The organism is Streptomyces sp. NRRL S-340 (assembly GCF_000720185.1).
Classification (GTDB): domain Bacteria; phylum Actinomycetota; class Actinomycetes; order Streptomycetales; family Streptomycetaceae; genus Streptomyces.
Genome location: NZ_JOIY01000036.1, coordinates 134780 through 154947, shown reverse-complemented (window position 1 = coordinate 154947; position 20168 = coordinate 134780). Strand labels below are relative to the sequence as shown.

The following is a 20168-nucleotide window of genomic DNA, read 5'->3' as shown; positions in this document are numbered from 1 at the left end:
CCGCCCCCGCCGGGGCGGGGCGGTCACCGGTGGGAGCCGGGCCGGGGCCGCCGGTTACCCTCGACTCCGTCGACTCCACCGACCTCGTGACCGAGAAGAGAGCACTGCCGTGACCCACCCCCTCCTGGACCTCGCCCCGCTGAGCGCCGCCCGCTTCGCCTCGATCGAGGACCGGGTGGCGCGGCTGCTCGGCACCGGGCAGGACGTCGTGATCACCCAGGGCGAGGCGCTGCTGCCGCTGGAGGGCGCGATCCGTGCGACGGCCGGTCCGGGCACGACGGCCCTGAACGTGATCACCGGGCCCTACGGGCAGACCTTCGGCGACTGGCTGCGTGACTGCGGTGCGACGGTGTACGACCTGTCGGTGCCGTTCCACACGGCGGTGACCGCCGGGCAGGTCCGCGCGGCGTTCGCCGAGCACCCGGAGATCGACTTCGTGTCGCTGGTGCACGCGGAGGCCGCGACCGGCAACACCAACCCGGTCGCCGAGATCGGCGAGGCCGTACGGGAGCAGGGCGCCCTCTTCTACCTGGACGCGGTGGCCTCCATCGGTGCGGAGCCGGTGCTGCCGGACGCGTGGGGCGTCGACCTGTGCGTGATCGGGGCGCAGAAGGCGATGGGCGGTCCCGCCGGGGTGTCGGCGGTGTCCGTCAGCGAGCGGGCCTGGGCCCGGATGGCGGCGAACCCGCGGGCGCCGCGCCGCTCCTACCTGTCCCTGCTGGACTGGAAGGAGCGCTGGATCGACGGCGGGCGCACCACGCTGCTGCACGCCCCGGCCCAGCTGGAGATGCTCGCCCTGGAGGCGTGCCTGGAGCGCATCGAGGAGGCCGGCCTCGACGCGGTGACGGCCCGTCACCGCCGCGCCGCGGCGGCGACCCGGGCCGGCGTCCAGGCCCTCGGCGGGGGTCTGGAGCCGTACGTGCGCAAGGCGTCCGAGGCGGCGCCGGTGGCGACGACGCTGCGCGCTCCCGCGGATGTCGCGGCCTCCGACCTGGTGGCCCGTGCCCTGGAGTCGGACCCCGCCCTCCCGCTGGCCGCGGGCGGCGGCGCGCTGGCCAAGGAGATGATCCGCGTCAACCACTACGGGCCGGCCGCGGCCCCGGAGACCGTCGAGGCGGTGCTGACGGCCCTGGCCTCCGCCCTGACCGCCGCGTCCGGCGCGGACGTCGACCTGCCGGCCGCCCGTGCGGCCGCCGCCCTGGCCTGGCGGTGACGACGGAGGACGCCCGGGTGCCCCGGCGCCCCCGGGAGCGGGCAGAGCGCGTGCGGGGGCAGGGCGCGACACGCCCGGCGCGGCAGGCACTCGGGCATTCCTCGGGAACGGATCGACGGGCTCACCGGGACGCGAATACAAAACAGGTAATTCCTGGAATTCACTAGGGATAGTTTCCCGTCTTCTTCTGCCCCGTTTCCCTATTCCTAAACGCAGCGATTTTCCTGGCCTTCGGCAGCGTAATTCCGAAGCCGTCACGAGCGCGTCCGGGGAGTTACTCCATTGTGATGCACTCCACAAAGCTGCCCTTTTTGTACACGTAATACCTGAACCAAACGGGCATATCGCACCCTCCTCGCGCGGTCGCGCACCCGCGCGATAACACATACGGCCGCTGCACGTAAGGGCAACGGCCGATGCATTTTTCAATTCAGCTCGGTAAGTTCAATTCGCATGACTGCCGCACAAGCAGACCTGCGAACCGACCGCGTGGAAAGAGCGGACGACGTGTCCATCGAGCCCCCCTCCGTCGCCGACGGCGCCGCACTGTGGAGGCTCGCCAAGGACTCCGGAACCCTGGACGTGAACTCCTCCTACAGCTATCTGCTGTGGTGCCGCGACTTCGCCGCCACGTCCGCCGTGGCGCGCGACGCCGACGGCGAGACCGTCGGTTTCGTCACCGGCTACGTGCGGCCCGACCGTCCCGGCACGCTCCTCGTGTGGCAGGTCGCGGTCGACGCACGCCACCGCGGCCGCGGCCTCGCCGGCCGCCTGCTGGACGCGCTCGCCGCCCGCGTCGCCGCCGAGCGCGGACTGACGGCCCTGGAGACCACCATCACCCCGGGCAACACCGCCTCCGAACGGCTCTTCGCCTCCTTCGCCGACCGGCACGGCGCCCGGGTCGAGCGGGAGGTCCTGTTCGGGACGGACCGCTTCCCCGACGGGCCGCACGACCCCGAGGTCCTGCACCGCATCGGCCCGCTCGCCCTCTGAGGGCCGCTCGTCGCCGAGCCCCCCCGCTCACCCGACGGGTCCCGGCTCACCCGACGGGCCCGGCTCGCCCTCCGAGCCCAATCGCTCGTCCGAGCCCCCTCCCGTGCGGGCCCCCGCCGGGCCCGGGCCGCCGGGCCCCGCGGACCCCACTCCCGATCCGCCGACCCGACCGATCTCCCACTCCCCCACCCGAGGAGCGATTCGTCGTGACCATCACCCAGCCCGACCTGAGCGTCTTCGAGACCCTGGAGTCCGAGGTGCGCAGCTACTGCCGCGGCTGGCCCACCGTCTTCGACCGGGCGCGCGGCAGCCGCATGTACGACGAGGACGGCCACGAGTACCTCGACTTCTTCGCGGGCGCCGGCTCCCTCAACTACGGGCACAACAACCCGGTGCTGAAACGGGCGTTGATCGACTACCTGGAGCGTGACGGAGTCACGCACGGGCTCGACATGTCCACCACCGCCAAGCGCCGCTTCCTGGAGACCTTCCAGAACCTGGTGCTGCGCCCGCGCGACCTGCCCTACAAGGTGATGTTCCCGGGCCCGACCGGCACCAACGCCGTGGAGTCCGCGCTGAAGCTGGCGCGGAAGGTGAAGGGGCGCGAGGCCATCGTGTCGTTCACCAACGCCTTCCACGGGATGTCGCTGGGCTCGCTGGCGGTGACCGGCAACGCGTTCAAGCGGGCCGGCGCCGGCGTCCCGCTGGTGCACGGCACTCCCATGCCGTTCGACAACTACTTCGACGGCACGGTCCCCGACTTCCTGTGGTTCGAGCGGCTCCTGGAGGACCAGGGCTCCGGCCTGAACAAGCCCGCCGCGGTGATCGTGGAGACCGTGCAGGGCGAGGGCGGCATCAACGTGGCCCGGCCCGAGTGGCTGCGCGCGCTCAAGGAGCTGTGCGAGCGGCAGGACATGCTGCTGATCGTCGACGACATCCAGATGGGCTGCGGACGCACCGGCGCCTTCTTCTCCTTCGAGGAGTCCGGCATCGTCCCCGACATCGTCACCGTCTCCAAGTCCATCAGCGGCTACGGCCTGCCGATGTCGCTGTGCCTGTTCGGGCCCGAACTGGACGTGTGGGAGCCGGGCGAGCACAACGGCACCTTCCGCGGCAACAACCCCGCCTTCGTCACCGCCACCGCCGCCCTGGAGGCGTACTGGACGGACGGCGCGGCGATGGAGAAGCAGACCCGCACCCGCGGCGAACTCGTCGAGCAGTGGCTGGTCTCCCTCACCGAGGAGAACCTCGCCGACGTCAAGGAGTACCGGGGCCGCGGCCTGGTGTGGGGCCTGGAGTTCCACGACAAGGACCGCGCCGGACGGGTCGCCCGGCGCGCCTTCGACCTCGGCCTGCTCATCGAGACCTCGGGTCCCGAGAGCGAGGTCGTCAAGCTGCTGCCGGCCCTGACCACCACCCCCGAGGAACTGGACGAGGGCATGAGCACCCTCGCCCGCGCGGTCCGCGAGACCGCCTGAACGGCTTCCGGCCCCCGCCCCACGGTCCCCGGGGCGGGGCGCCGGAAGGCGCTGACCACCGAGAAACCCCGCAAGGAGGCACGTACCACCGTGATCGTCCGTTCGTTCAAGGAGATCGAAGGCACCGACCGGCACGTGAAGGCGGCGTCCGGCACCTGGGAGAGCAAGCGCATCGTCCTCGCCAAGGAGAAGGTCGGCTTCTCCGTGCACGAGACGATCCTCTACGCCGGCACGGAGACGTCGATGTGGTACGCGAACCACATCGAGGCCGTCGTCTGCACCCGGGGCGACGCCGAGCTGACCGACCGCGAGACCGGGAAGACGTACCACATCACGCCCGGCACCATGTACCTCCTCGACGGCCACGAGCGGCACACGCTCAAGGTCAAGGAGGACTTCCACTGCATCTGTGTCTTCAACCCGCCCGTGACCGGACGGGAGGACCACGACGAGAACGGCGTCTACCCGCTGCTCACCGAGCCCGAGGAGGTGTGAGGACCCCATGACCACCGCCACCGTGAAGGACCTGTACCCCACCCGCGGCGCCACCGAGGTGAGCGTCCCCCGCCAGGACCCGGTCGTCTGGGGCTCCCCGGACGCGCCGGGGCCCATCGCCCGCGCCGACCTGGAGGCGTTCGAGCGCGACGGGTTCCTCGCCGTCGAGGAGCTGCTCGGCGCGGACGAGGTCGCCGTCTGCCGGCAGGAGCTGGACCGGCTGGTGGCCGACCCGGCGATCCGGGCCGACGAGCGCTCGATCGTCGAGCCGAAGTCCCAGGAGATCCGCTCGGTCTTCGAGGTGCACCGGATCAGCGAGGTGTTCGCGAACCTGGTGCGCGACCCGCGCGTGGTGGGCCGGGCGCGGCAGATTCTCGGCTCGGACGTGTACGTCCACCAGTCCCGGATCAACGTCAAGCCGGGCTTCGGCGCCAGCGGCTTCTACTGGCACTCGGACTTCGAGACCTGGCACGCCGAGGACGGCCTGCCGAACATGCGGACGGTGTCCGTCTCGATCGCGCTGACCGAGAACCTCGACACCAACGGCGGGCTCATGATCATGCCCGGTTCGCACCGGACGTTCCTGGGCTGCGCCGGGGAGACGCCGAAGGACAACTACAAGAAGTCGCTGCAGATGCAGGACGCGGGCACGCCGTCGGACGAGGCGCTGACCGCGCTCGCGGGCGAGCACGGCATCAAGCTGTTCACCGGCAGGGCCGGGTCGGCGACCTGGTTCGACTGCAACTGCATGCACGGGTCGGGCGACAACATCACGCCGTACCCGCGCAGCAACGTCTTCATCGTGTTCAACAGCGTGGAGAACACGGCGGTGGAGCCGTTCGCGGCACCGGTCCGGCGCCCCGACTTCATCGGCGCCCGGGACTTCACTCCGGTGCGGTGACCGCCGGACGGTGAACCGGCCACGAGCCGGGAAGGGGCCTTCTCGTGTGGGACGGGAGGCCCCTTTCCCGTGCCCGCGCGCACCCGGGTCCGCGTGCGGCGGTGTCCGTGGGCGGCCCGGACCGTGCGCGGCGGTCTCCGGATGCGCGCGGGTCCGTGGGCGTGCCCGGACCGTGCGCGGCGGTCTCCGGATGCGCGCGGGTCCGTGGGCGGCCGGGGCGGTGTGCGGCCGTCCGCGCGTGCGCCCGGGGCCCGCGCGGCCGTGACGAGCCCTGTTCAGCCCGCCAGGACGTCCAGCAGGCGGTCCACGTCCGCTTCCGTGTTGTACAGGTGGAAGGCGGCCCGCAGGTTGCCCGCGCGGGCGGACAGTTCGATGCCCGCGGCGCTCAGCTCGCCCTGCCGGTCGCCGAGTCCGGGCACGGACACGATCGGGGACCCGGGCGCGGGGACCGGCTCATGGCCCAGCCGGCGCAGCCCGGCGCGGAACCGGTCGGCCAGCGCGAGGTCGTGGGCCCGTACGGCGGCCACGCCCAGCTCCTCCACGAGTTCCAGGGAACGGCGGCCGCCCGCGTAGGAGAAGAGCGCCGGACTCTCGTCGAAGCGGCGTGCCGAGTGGGCGAGTTCACCGACCGGTCCGTAGCAGCTGTCCCAGGGCCGCTCCCCCGCCACCCAGCCCGCGAACAGCGGGTGCAGACCGCCGAGGTCGCCGGGGACGACGAGGAAGGCCACGCCCCGGGGGCACAGCAGCCATTTGAAGGCGACGGCGGCGACGTAGTCGTGGGCGTCCGCGTCGAGGTCCAGCCAGCCGGCGGCCTGGGAGGCGTCGACGTAGGTGCGGGTCCCGTGCTCGCGCGCCGCCGCGCGCAGGGCGGAGAGGTCCGCGATCCGGCCGTCCGCCGACTGCGCGGCGCTCACCGCGACCAGCGCCGTCCCGGGCCGTACGGCCTCGGCCAGCCCCTCCAGCGGCACAGTGCGCACCTTCAGGTCGCCGCGCAGGTGGAACGGGTTCACCACGGAGCTGAAGTCGCCCTCGGCGGTGAGGACTTCGGCGCCCTCGGGGAGCGAGGCGGCGATGAGCCCGCTGTAGACGGCGACCGAGGCACCGGCCGCCACCCGGCGGCCGGGGACCCCGGTCAGCCGGGCGAAACTCGCGCGGGCCGCCTCGACGTCGGCGAACATGTCGGTCGGCCGCCCGGCGGCGGCCGCCTCCACGGCGGTGCGCAGCGCCGTCACCGCACGGGCCGGCAGCAGCCCGAGGCTCGCGGTGTTCAGGTAGGTGTTCTTCGGGGCGAACTCGGCACGGACGAGGGTCTCGAAGGTCTCCATGGGACCACTGTGCGGCCCGGCGAAGTCGAAGTCCATCGCGAATTCCTGCCCGGTTCCCCCAAGGAACACTTATGCACGGGCCCCGACCTCGGCGGATGGCCGCACACGCCGAGGGTCGGCCCGCGCTCAGTCCCGCGGGACCGCGCAGCCGTCCGGCCCGCAGGCCTCGGCGCCGCCGTTCGCGTCCTGGAGCAGGGTCAGCGGCGCGCGGTCGCCCCACGCCCGGGTGAGGGCCTGGGCGAACACCTCGGCGGGCTGGGCGCCGGAGACGCCGTAGGCGCGGTCGAGGACGAAGAAGGGCACCCCGGTGGCGCCGAGCTGTGCGGCCTCCTGCTCGTCGGCGCGGACCTCGTCGGCGTAGGCGGCCGGGTCGGCGAGCACCGCGCGGACGGCGGCCGCGTCGAGCCCGGCGGCCACGGCCAGCTCGACGAGCCGGTCGTCGCCCTCGGAGAACACGGACCGTTCCTCGGCGAAGTTCGCCCGGTACAGCGCGTCCAGCAGCTCCTCCTGCCTGCCGTGCTCTTTGGCCAGGTGCAGCAGGCGGTGCATGTCGAAGGTGTTGCCGTGGTCGCGGTCCCGGGTGCGGTACTCCAGCCCCTCGGCTGCGGCCTGGGCGCCGAGGTTGTCCTCACCGGCCTGCGCCTGCGCCTGGCTCATGCCGTACTTCCGGGTGAGCATGGTGAGCACGGGCGTGACGTCGCCCTTGGCCCGGTGCGGGTCCAGCTCGAAGGACCGGTGCACCACCTCGACCTGGTCGCGGTGCGGGAAGGCGGCCAGCGCCTTGTCGAAACGGGCTTTTCCGACATAGCACCAGGGACAGGCGATGTCCGTCCAGATCTCGACGCGCATGCTCTCGGCTCTTCTCCAGGTCGTACGGGGGCGGAGGGGGTCTCGTCGCCGGTGCGTGAACGTTCAAGCAGCCGCGTTCATTCCCCGGTCACGGTGAACCGCAGGTCCAGGTGGTGGTCCCCCGGGGCGGGCGGGTTCCCGGGGTCGGGGAACCAGCCCTGGCGGGCGTAGAAGGCCCGGGCGCGGGCGTTGTCCGTGTGGACGTCGAGGACCGCCGTGCGCCTGCCCTCCGCCCGCCACCGTTCCACGCAGGCCCGGTGCAGGGCCGTGCCGATGCCGGAGCGCCAGCGGCCGGGGTCGACGTGGAACTGGAAGAGCTTGACGGTGTCCGGGTCCGCGCCGTCCGGGGTGCGGAAGGAGGCGACGCCGACGATCCGGTCCCCCTCGACGGCGCACAGCACCCGCGCGTCGGGGCGTTCGATGGAAGCGCGCCAGGCCTCGCGCCAGTCGAAGTCCGCCTGCGGGACACCGTCCGGGTAGTACGTCGAACGGGCCCGGAGGTGGAGATCGGCGATGACCCCGGTCTCGGCGGGCAGGGCGGCGCGGATCACCAGGGCGCCGTCCGCGGGCCCGCCGCTCACGTGCCCACCGTTCACGTGTTCACCGGTCCCGTGTCCGCCGCTCCCGCGTTCCCCGTTCGCGTGTTCCCCGTTCACATGTCCCCCGGCCGGGCTTTCCCCGGTCCCGTGCTCCTCGGTCCCGTGCTCTTCGATCATGAGGGGGAGGACGGCACCGGCGGCCGGAGCGGTTCCGGCGTGGCCGGGACCGGTGCCGGGCGGGACCGGTGCCGGGCGGGCGGCTCCGGTCCGGCCCCCGACGGTTCTGGCTCCCGTCCCGCTCTAGCTCCCGTCCCGCAGGTCCGTGAGGCCCCGCGGCCGGAACTCGACGCGGTCCCAGGTCACCGTGCACCCCTCCCCCACCGGCGACTGCGCCATGAAGCCGACCAGGGTGCCGCCGGCCGCCTCGGCGCCGTCCAGGGTGAAGACGCGGACGAAGGTCCAGTGCGCGCCGTCGCGGGAGGCGTGGAAGGCGAACGCCCGGCCGGTGCGGCTCACCCGCAGCCACACCGAGTCGCCGTCCACGGTGAAGGAGTTGGCGTCGTCGGAGTGCCCGCGGGTGACCACCGTGCAGATGGTGGGCACGTCCGGGGAGTTCTCCAGGCAGAGCTTGGCCCAGGCCCGTTCGCCGACGTGCACGTAGAGCACGCCGGCGTCGAAGGCGGCGCGGAAGCCGACCGTGACGCGGGCGATCAGCTGGAAGTCCCCCTCGGGCGGCGCGCCGAGCAGGCGGGGCGCGTCCGAGGCGGGGTCCAGGGCGTCACCGGCGGGCGGCACGAAGCGGTCCTGGCGGGGGCCGGCCCGGCCGGTGAGGGCCCCGTCCGCGACGGACCACCGGCCGTCGGGCCCGCGGGGACTCAGGGGGAAGGGGAGGGCGGGCAGGTCGAGAAGTTCGGCGTCCATCGGCGCAGTCTCCCAGTGCCGTGCGGCCCGCCCATCGGCGGCCCGTTCGGAGCCGTCCCCGTGCCGCCCCGCCGGTCCGCCGGTCCGCCCCCCAGGGGGGCGCTGGGGCGGCCGGGGACGGCACCGCCCAGGCGGTCCGCCCGAGCCGTGCCGTCCCCGGCGGCCCCGCGGTCAGCGTTCCAGGCGGCCGTCGTAACGGCGCGGCAGGCCCAGCGGATTGTCGTCGCGCAGTTCCGGCGGCAGCAGGGCCTCGGGGGCGTTCTGGTAGGCCACCGGCCGCATCCACCGCTCGATGGCGGTGCCGCCCACGGAGGTGGACGTGGAGGTCGTCGCCGGGTAGGGGCCGCCGTGGTGCTGGGCGGGGGCCACGGCGACACCGGTCGGCCAGCCGTTGACGAGGACGCGGCCGGCGAGCGGGGTCAGTTCGGCGAGGAGTTCCGGACCGCGTCCCTCACCGGCCGCCTCCTCGCTGGAGAGGTGGACCGTGGCGGTGAGGTTGCCGGGGAGCCGGGACAGGACGGCCGTGGCCTCGCTCTCGCCGGTGTAGCGGGCCACCACGGTGACCGGCCCGAAGCACTCCTCCAGGAGCAGGTCGTGGGCGCCCTCGCCGGTCAGCCTCCCGGCCGGGACGGTCAGGAAGCCGGCGCTCACCGTGTGCTCGTCGCCCGCTCCGGGGGCGAGGGGGGACTCCACCTCGGGGAGCGCGGCGCGCTCGGCCACGCCGGCGAGGAAGTTGTCGCGCATGCGGTGGTCGAGCAGGACACCGTCGCCGGTGCTGCCGACGGCGTCCGTCAGGGACTTCACCAGACGGTCGCCGGCCTCCCCCGCCGGGGCGAGCACCAGGCCGGGCTTGACGCAGAACTGCCCGACGCCCAGGGTCATCGACCCGGCCAGACCGGCTCCGATGGCCTCCGCCCGCTCCGCGGCCGCCGCCTCGGTGACGAGGACGGGGTTGAGGGAGCCCAGTTCGCCGTGGAAGGGGATCGGCACCGGGCGGGCCGCCGCCGCGTCGAACAGGGCCCGGCCGCCGCGTACGGAACCGGTGAAGCCCGCGGCGGCGACCAGCGGGTGGCCGATCAGTTCGACACCGGCCCGGAAGCCGTGCACGAGGCCCAGCACACCCGCGGGGATGCCGTGCTCGGCGGCGGCGCCGCGCAGCACCTCGGCGACCTGCTCGGACAGGGCCGGGTGGTCGGGGTGGGCCTTGACGACCACCGGGCAGCCGGCGCCGAACGCGCTGGCGGTGTCACCGCCGGCGACGGAGAAGGCGAAGGGGAAGTTGGAGGCGGAGTACACCGCGACGACCCCCAGGGGCACCTTGTAGCGGCGCAGGTCGGGGATCGGCGGGGTGGCCGTGTCGTCGGGGTGGTCGATGACGACGTCCAGGAAGGCGCCCTCCTCGACGATGTCCGCGAAGGCCCGCAGCTGGTAGCAGGTGCGGGCCAGTTCCCCGGTGAGCCGGGCCGGGCCGAGCGCGGACTCCGCGTCGGCGGTCTCCACGAGCCCGTCCCGGGCCGCCTCCAGGCGGTCGGCGGCCGTGCGCAGGAAGGCGGCCCGCACGGCGCGGTCCGCGAGCGCACCGCGCGCGTCGTGCGCGGCGCGGACGGCGGCGTCCACGTCCTGGGCCGTGGCCTCCACCGCAACCTGTTCGCGCTGCTTCCCGGTACGGGGATCGACACTCCAGACTGGTGCTGCTGCCACCGCGGGTCCCTCCACAACGTCCTGCCGCTCTTGCTGTACTTGCCGGGTCTGCCGTGCTCGCCACCACGTAGGCCCGGTCCTCACCACGTGGGTCATCCTCGGGTCATCCACCAGAGGTGTTCGATATACTGAACGCTGTCTCTGATGATGAATGCACCAGGAGACTATTTCTCGTCGAACGAAGGGGTCAAGGGCGATGTCGGCAGGCGAGACAGGCGGCGGGGCACAGGTCAAGTCCGCCGTGCGGACCGTGGAACTGCTCGAGTACTTCGCCGGCCGGCCCGGCATGCACTCCCTGGCCGCGGTCCAGGAGGCCGTCGGCTACCCCAAGTCCAGCCTGTACATGCTGCTGCGCACCCTCGTCGAACTGGGCTGGGTGGAGACCGACGCGACCGGCACGCGGTACGGCATCGGCGTGCGCGCGCTGCTCGTGGGCACCTCCTACATCGACGGCGACGAGGTGGTCGCGGCGGCCCGGCCCACGCTGGACCGGCTCTCCGACGACACCACCGAGACGATCCACCTCGCCCGGCTGGACGGCACCAACGTCGTCTACCTCGCCACCCGCCAGTCGCAGCACTACCTGCGTCCGTTCACCCGCGTCGGACGCCGGCTGCCCGCCCACTCCACCTCGCTCGGCAAGGCGCTGCTGAGCACGTACACGGACGAGCAGGTACGCAAGATGCTCCCCGAGACGCTGCCCGCGCTGACCGAGCACACCATCACCGACCGCGAGAAACTCATCGAGGAACTGCACCAGATCCGCGAACAGGGCTTCGCCGTGGACCGCGAGGAGAACACGCTGGGCCTGCGCTGCTTCGGCGTGGCGATCCCGTACCGGACGCCGGCGCGGGACGCGATCAGCTGCTCGATCCCGGTGGCGCGCCTGACGCCCGCACACGAACAGACGGTGAAGGATGCGCTCTTCGACGCCCGTGACCGTCTGACGCTCGCCACCCGGAGGCTCTGACCCATGCACGTCGTACTCCGCGAGGTCCACGACAGCGACCTGCCGGTGTTCTTCCGCCAGATGAACGACCCGGAGTCGCTGCGGATGGCCGCCTTCACACCGAAGGACCCCGCCGACCGCGACGCCTTCGACGCCCACTGGGCGAAAGTGCGCGCCGGCGGGGACGTGCTGCGCACGATCCTGGCCGACGGGGACGTCGTCGGCAGCGCAGCGGTGTACGGCGAGCCGGGCGAGCGCGAGGTCACGTACTGGGTGGACCGCGCCTACTGGGGTCAGGGCATCGCCACGGCGGCCCTGCGGGCCCTGCTGGCCGAGGTCCCCGAACGGCCGCTGTACGCACGGGCGGCGGCGGACAACACGGGTTCGCGCCGGGTCCTGGCGAAGTGCGGTTTCCGGCAGACCGCGACGGCCCGCGGGTACGCGCCGGCCCGCGGGGAGGAGATCGACGAGGTGGTCCTGACCCTGCAGGGCTGACCGGACCCTCGCCCGACCGGTCGCTTCGCCTGGGCCGGGCGCTTCGCCCGACGGGCGCTTCGCCCGACGGGGCAAGTCGGGTCGGGCCGGATCGGGTCAGGCCGGATCGGATCACGCCGGGCCGGTCGACTCAGGTCGGCTCAATTCCGGTCAGCCCGGGCCGGGAGGAGGGCCGGCCGCCGCGCCGCCCCTGCGGATCGTGGTCGCCGACGACGAGCTCATGGTCCGCACCGCCCTGCGCGCCATCCTCGCCGCCGAGCCGGACCTGACGGTCGTCGGCGAGGCGGCGACCGGCGCGGAGGCGGTGTCCGTCGTGCGGCGGACGCGGCCGGACGTGGTGCTGATGGACGTCCGCATGCCCGGTGCCGACGGCATCCGGGCCACCGAACGGATCCTGGCCGAGGCAGCCGGACCGGCAGGGCCCCCAGAGACCTCACAGGCCGCGGAGCCCGTGGGGACCGCAGGGCGGCCGGCCGGCCCGCGCCCCCGCGTCCTCGTCGTCACCACCTTCGAGAACGACTCCTACGTCTACGACGCCCTGCGCGCCGGGGCCGCCGGCTTCCTGCTCAAACGGGCCGACGCCGACACGCTGGTGCGGGCGGTGCGGGCTGGTAGCGCACAGCGACACGCTGCTGTTTCCCGCGGCGGTGCGGGCGCTGGCCGTGGAGCACGCGCCGAGCGCGCCCGCGCCCTGGGTGGCGCGGCTGACCGGCCGGGAGGGCGAGGTGCTGCGGCTGGTGGCGGAGGGGCTGACCAACGCGGAGATCGCCCGGCGGATGGGGGTCGGCCCGGCCACCGTGAAGTCGCATGTGGCGGCGGTCCTGTCCAAGACCGGTGCCCGGGACCGCACGCAGGCGGTCATCGCCGCGTACGAGGCGGGATTCATGAACATGCGATGAGAAAACAGCGGAACAGGAACGATTCGCCCCGTTCCGTTCGTCGTCCTGGGCGCGATGACTGGGATGAACGGATGAACAAGACGATCAGGCGGGTGTCCGTCTTCACGCTGCTGCTCGTGTTCGCGCTGCTGCTCAGGGCGACCTGGGTGCAGTTCTACGACGCCACGGCCCTCGCGGACGACAAGGGCAACCGGCGCGGGGTGATCAAGACGTACAGCGGGCCGCTGGGGAACATCGTCGTGGGCGGCAGCGCGGTCACCGGATCCGCGCGGACCACGGGCGGTGACCTCCGGTACAAACGGACGTACGAGGACGGCAAGCTGTACGCGGCGGTCACGGGTTACAGCTCGCAGGTCTACGGCGCGACCCAGCTGGAGGGCGTCTACCAGGACCTGCTGAACGGCTCGGACAGCAGGCTGAAGAACCCGCTGGACGCCCTCACCGGCGAGCGGGCCACGCCCGGGGACGTGATCACGACGATCGACCCGGACGTCCAGAAGGCCGCCTACAAGGCGCTCGGCGACAAGAAGGGCGCGGCCGTGGCGATCGACCCGGCCACCGGGAGGATCCTCGCGGTGGTCTCCACGCCGTCGTACGACCCGAGCGTGCTGAGCACCGGTGACGGTGCCGCGTGGAAGAAGCTGACCGGGGACCCCGACAAGCCGATGACGAACCGGGCGCTGCGCCAGCCGCTGCCGCCGGGCTCGACGTTCAAGCTGGTGGTCGCGGCGGCGGCGCTGGAGGACGGCCTGTACCGGTCGGTGGACGTGCGGACCGACAGCCCGGACCCGTACCGGCTGCCGGGCACCACCCGCGACCTGGCGAACGAGAACCCCTCCGCGCCCTGCGAGAACGCCACGATCCGCACCGCCCTGCAGTACTCCTGCAACAACGTCTTCGCGAAGATGGCCGTCGACCTCGGCCAGGACAAGGTGCGGGCGATGGCGGACAGGTTCGGTTTCGACGACACCTCGCAGGACGTGCCCGTGCGGGCCTACCCGAGCGTGTACCCGTCGGGGATGGACAAGGCGCAGACCGGTCTGAGCGGCATCGGCCAGTTCGACGTGACTGCCACCCCGCTCCAGATGGCCATGGTGTCGGCTGCCATAGCCCACGGCGGCACCCTCGTCTCCCCGCACATGGTGTCGCGCACCACGGACGGTGGCGGCGACGTGCTGCAGAACTACGACCACGCCCCGGAGAGCAAGCGGGTCGTGAGCGCCGCCACCGCCGCCCAGCTCCGCTCGGCGATGCGCACGGTGGTCGAGCAGGGCACCGGCACCAACGCGCGGATCGACGGCGTCACGGTGGGCGGCAAGACGGGCACCGCGCAGCACGGCGAGAACAACAGCCAGGTGCCGTACGCCTGGTTCACCTCGTACGGCACGTCGGACACCACGGGCAAGCAGGTCGCGGTCGCGGTGGTCGTCGAGCAGTCGGACGCGGCCCGCTCCGAGGTCAGCGGCAACGGCCTGGCCGCGCCGGTGGCCCGCGCCGTGATGCGGGCGGCGCTGGAGAACTGACACTCCGCTCCAGTCCCGTACGGGGGCGCCCGGAGGCACCCCCGTGGCCCGTCCTAGCCGACGAAGTAGGTCGGGTTGGGCAGCTTGTAGGTCCGGTCGGCGTAGCCGCCCTCGAGGTCGGAGTACTGGTCGCCGAAGTTGGCGACGATGTCGTACCCGAGGCTCTCGATGTGCTTGCGGGTGCCGGACTTGAACTGCACGGTGGTGCACTTCCAGGCGCCCGGCGCGGCGCAGCCGCTCAGGTACGCGGGCGGGTTGGCCGCGTCCTTGAGGAACATGTGGCCGGCGTCGAGACCGACGTCGGCGCCGACCTTCTTCAGGTTCTCGACGGCGGCGGAGCGCTGGGCCTCGCTCAGACCGGAGTTGTAGAAGACGGCGACGCCCTTCTCCGCGGCGTAGCGCACGAGCGCGGGGCTGCCGAAGACCTCCGGCCGGTCGGCCTTGTCGACGTACGCCGCCCAGGTGGTGCCGTTGTAGCCGTAGTTGTTCTTCTTCTCGTAGTCCAGGCTGAGCAGCAGCGTGTCGTCGATGTCGAACACGACGGCGGGCTTCTTCGCCCGGTGCCCGTGCTGCGCCGCCCGCGCCGCCTTGTCGATCTGCCGCCGGGCCTCCGCGTCGATCCGCGCCAGGTCCTTCGCGTACGGGCTGTCCGCCGACGCCTGGTAGACACCGTCGGCGTCGAGCGCGGTGCCGTAGTAGGTGTCGATGTCCTTGGTGAGCAGCCCGATGTTGTACGGCTCATGGGTGGAGTTGACGGTGGCCTGCCCGGCGGTGGCGGCACCGGCACCGTAGAGGGCACCGCCGGCGAGGGCGCAGGTGGCGGCGATCGCCGCGAGACGCAGTGGCTTATTCATGACAGGGTTTCTACGCGCGTCACCCCCATGGGCGCGAGCCTCGTTGCCTGATCGATATCCACCGGTGCGCGTGCCGTCGTCCGCCGGCCCCGTGCGCGGGCGGCCGTCCTCACCGGTGCCGCCACGGCGCCCAGTCCCCCAGGTGCGCCTCCCGGGTCGCCGTTCTCGCCTGGGCGCCCGTGAGTTGGGGGCGGTTGGCGGGGAAGGGGATGGCCGCGCCCGGGCCCCTGTCGTGGTGTTCGGCGAAGCGCTGGGACTGCCACGGGTGGGCGGCGGACATGTCGGTGTACGGCGCCGCGGCGTCGACGGTCCGGCCCAGCCAGGTGTCACGGACCGTCAGCATGGGGCGGGCGGTGGGGTCGGAGCTGGGGACCCAGGGGCGGGCCAGTTTGTAGGAGGCGGCCGGGGCCTCGCCGGTGACGCGGCAGGCCGTGACCAGGTAGCCGCGCGGATCGGCCACCGCCGTGGAGGGGGCGAAGACGAAGCCGTAGGGGGGCGCCGCCAGGTCGGTGCGGTTCAGGGTGCGGAACTCGCACCCTTCGAACACCGCCGTCGCGCGGCCGAAGACGAAGTCGACGTCGCCCTCGACGTAGCAGCGGGCGTAGTACTGGCGGGCGAAGACCGTCAGGGAGGCCGTGTCCGCGTACAGGGTGTCCTGGTGGCCCAGGAAGCGGCAGCCGAGGAAGGCCGAGCGGTCGCCCAGGACCTTCGCGGCCACCGCCTGGGTGCCGATGACTCCCGGGTGAGCGGCGCGCAGCCAGTCGTTGGCGAAGGTGATCCCTTGTGCGGTGAAGCCGTCGGCCTTCAGGGTGGCCGTGGCCGAACCGGAGGTGCCGTAGGGGCCGGAACCGTCGGGTTTCGGGGTGCCGGCCGCGTTGTCGTACACGATCGTCACGTCGCGGGCGTCGTCCGTGGCGCCGAGCCAGGTCATGCCGGTGAGGGCGGCGGGGACGGTGACCGTCTCACGGTAGGTGCCCGCGGCCAGGACAAGGGTCCAGCCCGTCCCGGTCGCCGCGTCCACCGCCGCCTGGACCGTGGTGACGTCACCGCGGCCGTGCGGGTCGGCGTACAGGGTACGGGGCGTGCGGCGGGCGGCCGGTGAGCCGTGGCGGCCGAACGGGCGGGGGTGCCCGGCGGCGGCCCGCGCGGGCGGTGCGGTCAGGCCGAGCGCGGGCGGTGCGGGCAGTGCGGTCAGGCCGAGCGCGGCGGCCGCGGCGGCCGAGCCGAGCAGCAGGTCCCTTCTGGAGGGCATGCGGGTGCTCCTTCACGTCTCGGGATGTGGGGGGCAGGGCGGGCCGGGGCGGCGGGCGCCGCCCCGGCCCCCGGGTCATCTCGCGTCAGCGCAGGCGACCCGCGCCCGCGCCGCGGCCGACGAGGGCCGGGACGGAGCGCGGGGGGTCCACGTGCGTGCGCAGGACGGGCGTCCAGCCCGCGCCCGCCCGGAGGATCTCGGAGGGGACCTCGGCGTTGTGGACGGCGATCAGATCGGTGCGCCTGCCGTTGACGTAGTTGTCGGCGGCGGTGACCGGCGCCTCCTTCCACTTCTTGAGGATCGTGCCCGCGCCGGTCCCGGCCGGCAGGGTGAACGCGTTGTGCTCGGCGACGAGCTGGGACTCCATGCCGATGCCGTAGCTGTAGCCGTAACCGGGGCCCGCCACGAAGTGGTTGTCGTAGGAGTCGACCTGGCCGAAGCGGATCCGCGGGGCGCGCTCGACCAGGCCGGTGAACAGGTTGTGGTGGAAGGTGACCTTCAGGTGGCCGCGGTCGACGGCGGCGGTGGCGGCGCTGTCGCTGTTGCCGATCAGGATGGTCTTGTCGTGGTCGGCGAAGACGTTCCAGGACGCGGTGACGTAGTCCGCGCCCTTGACGATGTCCAGCTCGCCGTCGTGCTGTTCGTAGATCCGGCCGTAGTAGTGCGGCAGCGTGCTGTCCGGGTGGTCGCCGTCGGTGAAGGTGTCGTGGTCCATCCACACGTGGGTGGAGCCGTGGACGACGGCGCTGTCGTACTCGGAGTTCCAGTTGCCGTCGGCGGTGTCGGTCGGGTCCCACTGCGGGAAGCAGTCCAGCGGGCTCTCGAAGGTGAGGTTGCGGACGATGACGTCGTCGACGCCCTTGATCTGCAGGCTGGCGCCCTTGAAGCCGGCGTCCTCGCCGACGCCGATGATGGTGGTGCGGGCGGGGACGTAGGCCTTGACGAAGGCGTCCTGGCGCGCCTGCGAGGCGCGGCGCAGGCCCTCGGGGCTGTCGTCGGGCTCGGCGGACAGGTCCTTGTCGCGGCCCCAGGTCTCGGGGGCGTACGTCTTCAGGTAGGTGCCGAAGTCGTAGCCGGGGACGGCGAAGGAGTCGCAGCCCGGGCCGTCCGCGTCGATGGTCCCCTCGACCTTGATGATCTTCGGGGCGTCCCCGCCGGCGGCGAGGGCGGCCTTGAAGGCGTCCCAGGTGGTCACGGTGTAGACGTGCGCGGCGTCGGCCCGCGCACCGCCGGCCGTGCCGGTCCCGTAGGCGCCCCAGCCGTCCTCGGCGGCCAGCACCTGGCGGGCGGGGTCGGTGTGCTGGGGGCAGGGCCGGGCGGACGCGGTGGCGGTGGCGGCCGCCAGCACCACGGCTGTGCAGCCCGCGGCCACCGCGGCCGTCCGGCGGACGCGGGCCGCGGACCTCCCGCTGCCGCGCCCCGCGGCGCCGTCACTGACGCGATCATGACATCTCAGGGTACGCACTGTGCGGTTCTCCTCGGTTACGGGGCCGAAGCCGGCCAGGTGATCCAGGACGGAGGAATCTCGTCGTGCAGCCGGACGACGTCGTGCGGCGCGAGCACACGGGTGCGCAGCAGCTCCCGCGCGACCAGCCGTGCCACGGCGATGGCGCCCGGCGGGTCGAAATGCGTGTTGTCCTGCTCGGTGGCGGTCCAGTTGAAGTACGTCTTGGTCTCCTCGGCGCCGAGCCGCTGCCACAGCGCGAGCGACAGCGCCTCGACGTCGAGCAGCGGCACGCCCTCCGCCGCGGCCAGCGCGCGCATCGCCGCCGGGTAGTCGCCGTGGGTGGGCACGGCGTCGCCGGCCGCGTCGAACCTGCGCCGCTCCACCGGCGTGGCGAGGACCGGACGGGCACCGCGGGCGCGCGCGCCCTCGACGTACAGGCGCAGATGGTCCTGGTACGTCGTCCAGGGCTCGGTGTACCGGGCGGGGTCGGCCCTCTTCTCGTCGTTGTGGGCGAACTGGACGAGCAGGACGTCGTGCGGGCGGATCACGGAGAGGACGGCCGCGAGCCGCCCCTCGTCGACGAAGCTCTTCGAACTGCGCCCGTTCACGGCGTGGTCGGCGACGGTGACCCGGTGCCCCAGGAAGAACGGCAGGGCCATGCCCCAGCCGGTCTCGGGGGCCTCGCCGGCGTACTTCTGGGCGGCGGTGGAGTCACCGGCGATGTGGAGGGTGCGGGCCGGATAGTGGCGGCCCGCGGCCCGCGCCGTGCCGGGCGCCGCGAGGGCGGCCGGCACGGCGGCGAGGGCCGCGGCGGTGAGCTGTCTGCGGGAGGGGCCGGCAAGGCCGGCGGGGCCGGTGAGGGACATGCCGCCGGTCAGCCCCTCTGCTGCTTCCACTCGGCCTGCGCCTTGTTCAGCTGGCCGGCCAGCGTGTCCAGGAACTGCTTCGCGGTCATCTTGCCGAGCAGCAGCTTCTGGAAGTTCGGCTCGTTGTCGGCCTTGGAGATGGTGTTCCAGTCGGGCAGGTAGTACGGCAGCTGCACGATCTTCGTGTTGCCGCCGTTGAGCGCCTCGGCCGCCAGCTTCGTCGGCTCGGACCGCTGGATCCAGGCGTCCTTGGCGGCCTCCGTGTTGGCGGGCACCTGTCCGGCGGCCTCGTTGAACTTGGAGTTCTCCGCGGCCGAGACGGCGAACTCGATGAACTTCCAGGCCGCCGTCTTGTTCTTGCCGGCCTTGAACAGGCTGAGTCCGTCCACCGGGTTGGACACCTGCACCCGGCTGCCGTCGGCCAGTGTCGGGTTGGGGATGCCGCGGAACCTGCCCTTGCCCAGCGCCTTGAGGTGGTCCTGGTAGGAGCCGAGGTTGTGGCTCAGCATGCCGATGGTGCCGCTGTCCCACTGGGCGACCATCTTGGTGAAGTCGTTGTTGACGTCGGCGGAGGGGGTGTCCTTCTTGTAGAGCGCGACGTACTTCTCCAGGGCGGCCACGTTCTTCGGGTCGTCGACGGTCGTCTTGTCGCCGTCCCAGAACGAGGTGATGCCGCTCTGCCCGTAGACCGCGTCCAGGGCCGGGGCGATGGCGCCCTCGCCGCCGCGGATGGTGAAGCCGAAGGCGTTCCTGCCCTTGTCGGTGAGCTTGTCCGCGGCCCGGTAGAACTTCGGCCAGCTGGTCGGGGCGTCCAGCCCGGCCTTCTCGAACAGGTCCGTGCGGTACCACAGCGTGCCGTTGTTCACGGAGGTCGGCACCTGGTAGAGGGTCTCGCCGCCGCCCGCCGCCTTGCTCACGCCGAGCAGGTTCTGGCTGAGCTTCCCGTTCAGCGTGCTCTTCGCCAGCCGCCCGTCCAGCGGCTCCAGCGCGCCCTGGGCCGCCAGCTCGGCGAGCATGGCGGTGCCCACGCCGCCGACGTCGGGCAGTCCGCCGCCCTGGATCGCGGTGTCGTACTTGGACTGGGCGCTCGCCGCGGGGATGCCGACGTAGTCGACCTTGATGTCCGGGTACTTCTTCTCGAAGTCGGCGATGACCTGCTTCCAGATGTCGGTGCGCACACCGCCGTTGTTGTCCCAGAAGGTGATCCGGCCCTTGCCGGACCCCTCGGCCCCCTTGGCGCCGCCCGAACCGCTGCCGTCGTCGCCGCAGGCGGTGGCGGTGAGCGCGAGCGCGGAGCCCAGTGCGACGGCGAGGGCGGCGCGGCGCCTGCTTCTGTGGAGGGTGGTCTTCACTGACCGGCTCTTCATGGATCGGCTCTCTTCTTCCGGATACGACGAGAAATCGTGAAGCGGTGCGGAGCGGGAAGTCGTTGAGATCGGGAGATCGGTGAGGTCGGGAGATCGGTGAG

The 20168-nt window shown here is 72.7% G+C and carries 18 protein-coding genes and 1 pseudogene; 9 read left to right on the top strand and 10 right to left on the bottom strand.

The features are described from left to right. Positions 1 to 109: 109 nt before the first annotated feature. From IG64_RS26990 to thpD, 5 genes are all read left to right on the top strand, one after another. Entirely contained in the window at positions 110 to 1213 is a 1104-nt protein-coding gene (locus tag IG64_RS26990) for a pyridoxal-phosphate-dependent aminotransferase family protein (RefSeq protein WP_037860874.1), read from the top strand. Positions 1214 to 1666: 453 nt separating this feature from the next. Further along, on the top strand, positions 1667 to 2206 hold the full coding sequence (ectA, locus tag IG64_RS26985) for a diaminobutyrate acetyltransferase (protein WP_037860872.1): 540 nt from the start codon (positions 1667 to 1669) through the stop codon (positions 2204 to 2206). 206 nt (positions 2207 to 2412) lie between these two features. Next, positions 2413 to 3684, top strand: a complete 1272-nt coding sequence (gene ectB / locus IG64_RS26980; protein WP_037860871.1) for a diaminobutyrate--2-oxoglutarate transaminase — start codon at positions 2413 to 2415, stop codon at positions 3682 to 3684. 90 nt (positions 3685 to 3774) lie between these two features. Beyond that, entirely contained in the window at positions 3775 to 4179 is a 405-nt protein-coding gene (locus IG64_RS26975; protein ID WP_037860869.1) for an ectoine synthase, read from the top strand. A 7-nt stretch (positions 4180 to 4186) separates the two neighbouring features. After that, the gene (thpD, locus tag IG64_RS26970; protein ID WP_037860868.1) at positions 4187 to 5080 is read left to right on the top strand and encodes an ectoine hydroxylase; all 894 of its coding nucleotides are present in this window, start codon (positions 4187 to 4189) and stop codon (positions 5078 to 5080) included. A gap of 275 nt (positions 5081 to 5355) precedes the next feature. Here thpD and IG64_RS26965 read toward each other — a convergent pair whose 3' ends face one another. From IG64_RS26965 to IG64_RS26945, 5 genes are all read right to left on the bottom strand, one after another. Next, positions 5356 to 6441, bottom strand: coding sequence for an aminotransferase class V-fold PLP-dependent enzyme (locus IG64_RS26965; protein WP_199811660.1), 1086 nt, complete (start codon positions 6439 to 6441; stop codon positions 5356 to 5358). Positions 6442 to 6531: 90 nt separating this feature from the next. Beyond that, positions 6532 to 7254 (bottom strand): DsbA family oxidoreductase, encoded by a 723-nt coding sequence (locus IG64_RS26960; RefSeq protein ID WP_037860867.1) that lies wholly within the window; start codon positions 7252 to 7254, stop codon positions 6532 to 6534. Positions 7255 to 7331: 77 nt separating this feature from the next. After that, on the bottom strand, positions 7332 to 7835 hold the full coding sequence (locus IG64_RS26955; RefSeq protein WP_234438621.1) for a GNAT family N-acetyltransferase: 504 nt from the start codon (positions 7833 to 7835) through the stop codon (positions 7332 to 7334). 258 nt (positions 7836 to 8093) lie between these two features. Next, complete coding sequence (locus IG64_RS26950) at positions 8094 to 8714, bottom strand: DUF1349 domain-containing protein (protein ID WP_037860865.1); 621 nt, start codon at positions 8712 to 8714, stop codon at positions 8094 to 8096. A gap of 171 nt (positions 8715 to 8885) precedes the next feature. Beyond that, positions 8886 to 10415, bottom strand: coding sequence for an aldehyde dehydrogenase (NADP(+)) (locus tag IG64_RS26945; protein ID WP_107474368.1), 1530 nt, complete (start codon positions 10413 to 10415; stop codon positions 8886 to 8888). Between the two features lie 196 nt (positions 10416 to 10611). Here IG64_RS26945 and IG64_RS26940 point away from each other — a divergent pair, with 196 nt between their 5' ends. The 4 genes and pseudogenes from IG64_RS26940 to IG64_RS26925 all read left to right on the top strand — a co-directional run bounded on the left by IG64_RS26940 (position 10612) and on the right by IG64_RS26925 (position 14281). Then, the gene (locus tag IG64_RS26940) at positions 10612 to 11385 is read left to right on the top strand and encodes an IclR family transcriptional regulator (RefSeq protein ID WP_037860863.1); all 774 of its coding nucleotides are present in this window, start codon (positions 10612 to 10614) and stop codon (positions 11383 to 11385) included. A 3-nt stretch (positions 11386 to 11388) separates the two neighbouring features. After that, a complete protein-coding gene (locus tag IG64_RS26935; protein ID WP_037860862.1) occupies positions 11389 to 11859 on the top strand; it encodes a GNAT family N-acetyltransferase in 471 nt (156 codons plus the stop codon). 220 nt (positions 11860 to 12079) lie between these two features. Beyond that, positions 12080 to 12758: pseudogene (locus IG64_RS26930) on the top strand (response regulator transcription factor). Between the two features lie 71 nt (positions 12759 to 12829). Beyond that, entirely contained in the window at positions 12830 to 14281 is a 1452-nt protein-coding gene (locus IG64_RS26925) for a peptidoglycan D,D-transpeptidase FtsI family protein (protein ID WP_037860861.1), read from the top strand. Positions 14282 to 14334: 53 nt separating this feature from the next. Here the strand turns inward: IG64_RS26925 and IG64_RS26920 are convergent, their stop codons facing one another. From IG64_RS26920 to IG64_RS26900, 5 genes are all read right to left on the bottom strand, one after another. Beyond that, complete coding sequence (locus IG64_RS26920) at positions 14335 to 15135, bottom strand: HAD family acid phosphatase (RefSeq protein WP_037860860.1); 801 nt, start codon at positions 15133 to 15135, stop codon at positions 14335 to 14337. 109 nt (positions 15136 to 15244) lie between these two features. Beyond that, on the bottom strand, positions 15245 to 16387 hold the full coding sequence (locus tag IG64_RS26915; protein ID WP_037860858.1) for a pectinesterase family protein: 1143 nt from the start codon (positions 16385 to 16387) through the stop codon (positions 15245 to 15247). Between the two features lie 85 nt (positions 16388 to 16472). Continuing rightward, positions 16473 to 17759, bottom strand: coding sequence for a pectate lyase (locus tag IG64_RS26910; protein ID WP_037860856.1), 1287 nt, complete (start codon positions 17757 to 17759; stop codon positions 16473 to 16475). A 110-nt stretch (positions 17760 to 17869) separates the two neighbouring features. Next, a complete protein-coding gene (locus tag IG64_RS26905; protein WP_037860854.1) occupies positions 17870 to 18700 on the bottom strand; it encodes a rhamnogalacturonan acetylesterase in 831 nt (276 codons plus the stop codon). An 8-nt stretch (positions 18701 to 18708) separates the two neighbouring features. Next, positions 18709 to 20067, bottom strand: a complete 1359-nt coding sequence (locus tag IG64_RS26900) for an ABC transporter substrate-binding protein (RefSeq protein WP_420709986.1) — start codon at positions 20065 to 20067, stop codon at positions 18709 to 18711. Between the last annotated feature and the right edge of the window lie 101 nt (positions 20068 to 20168).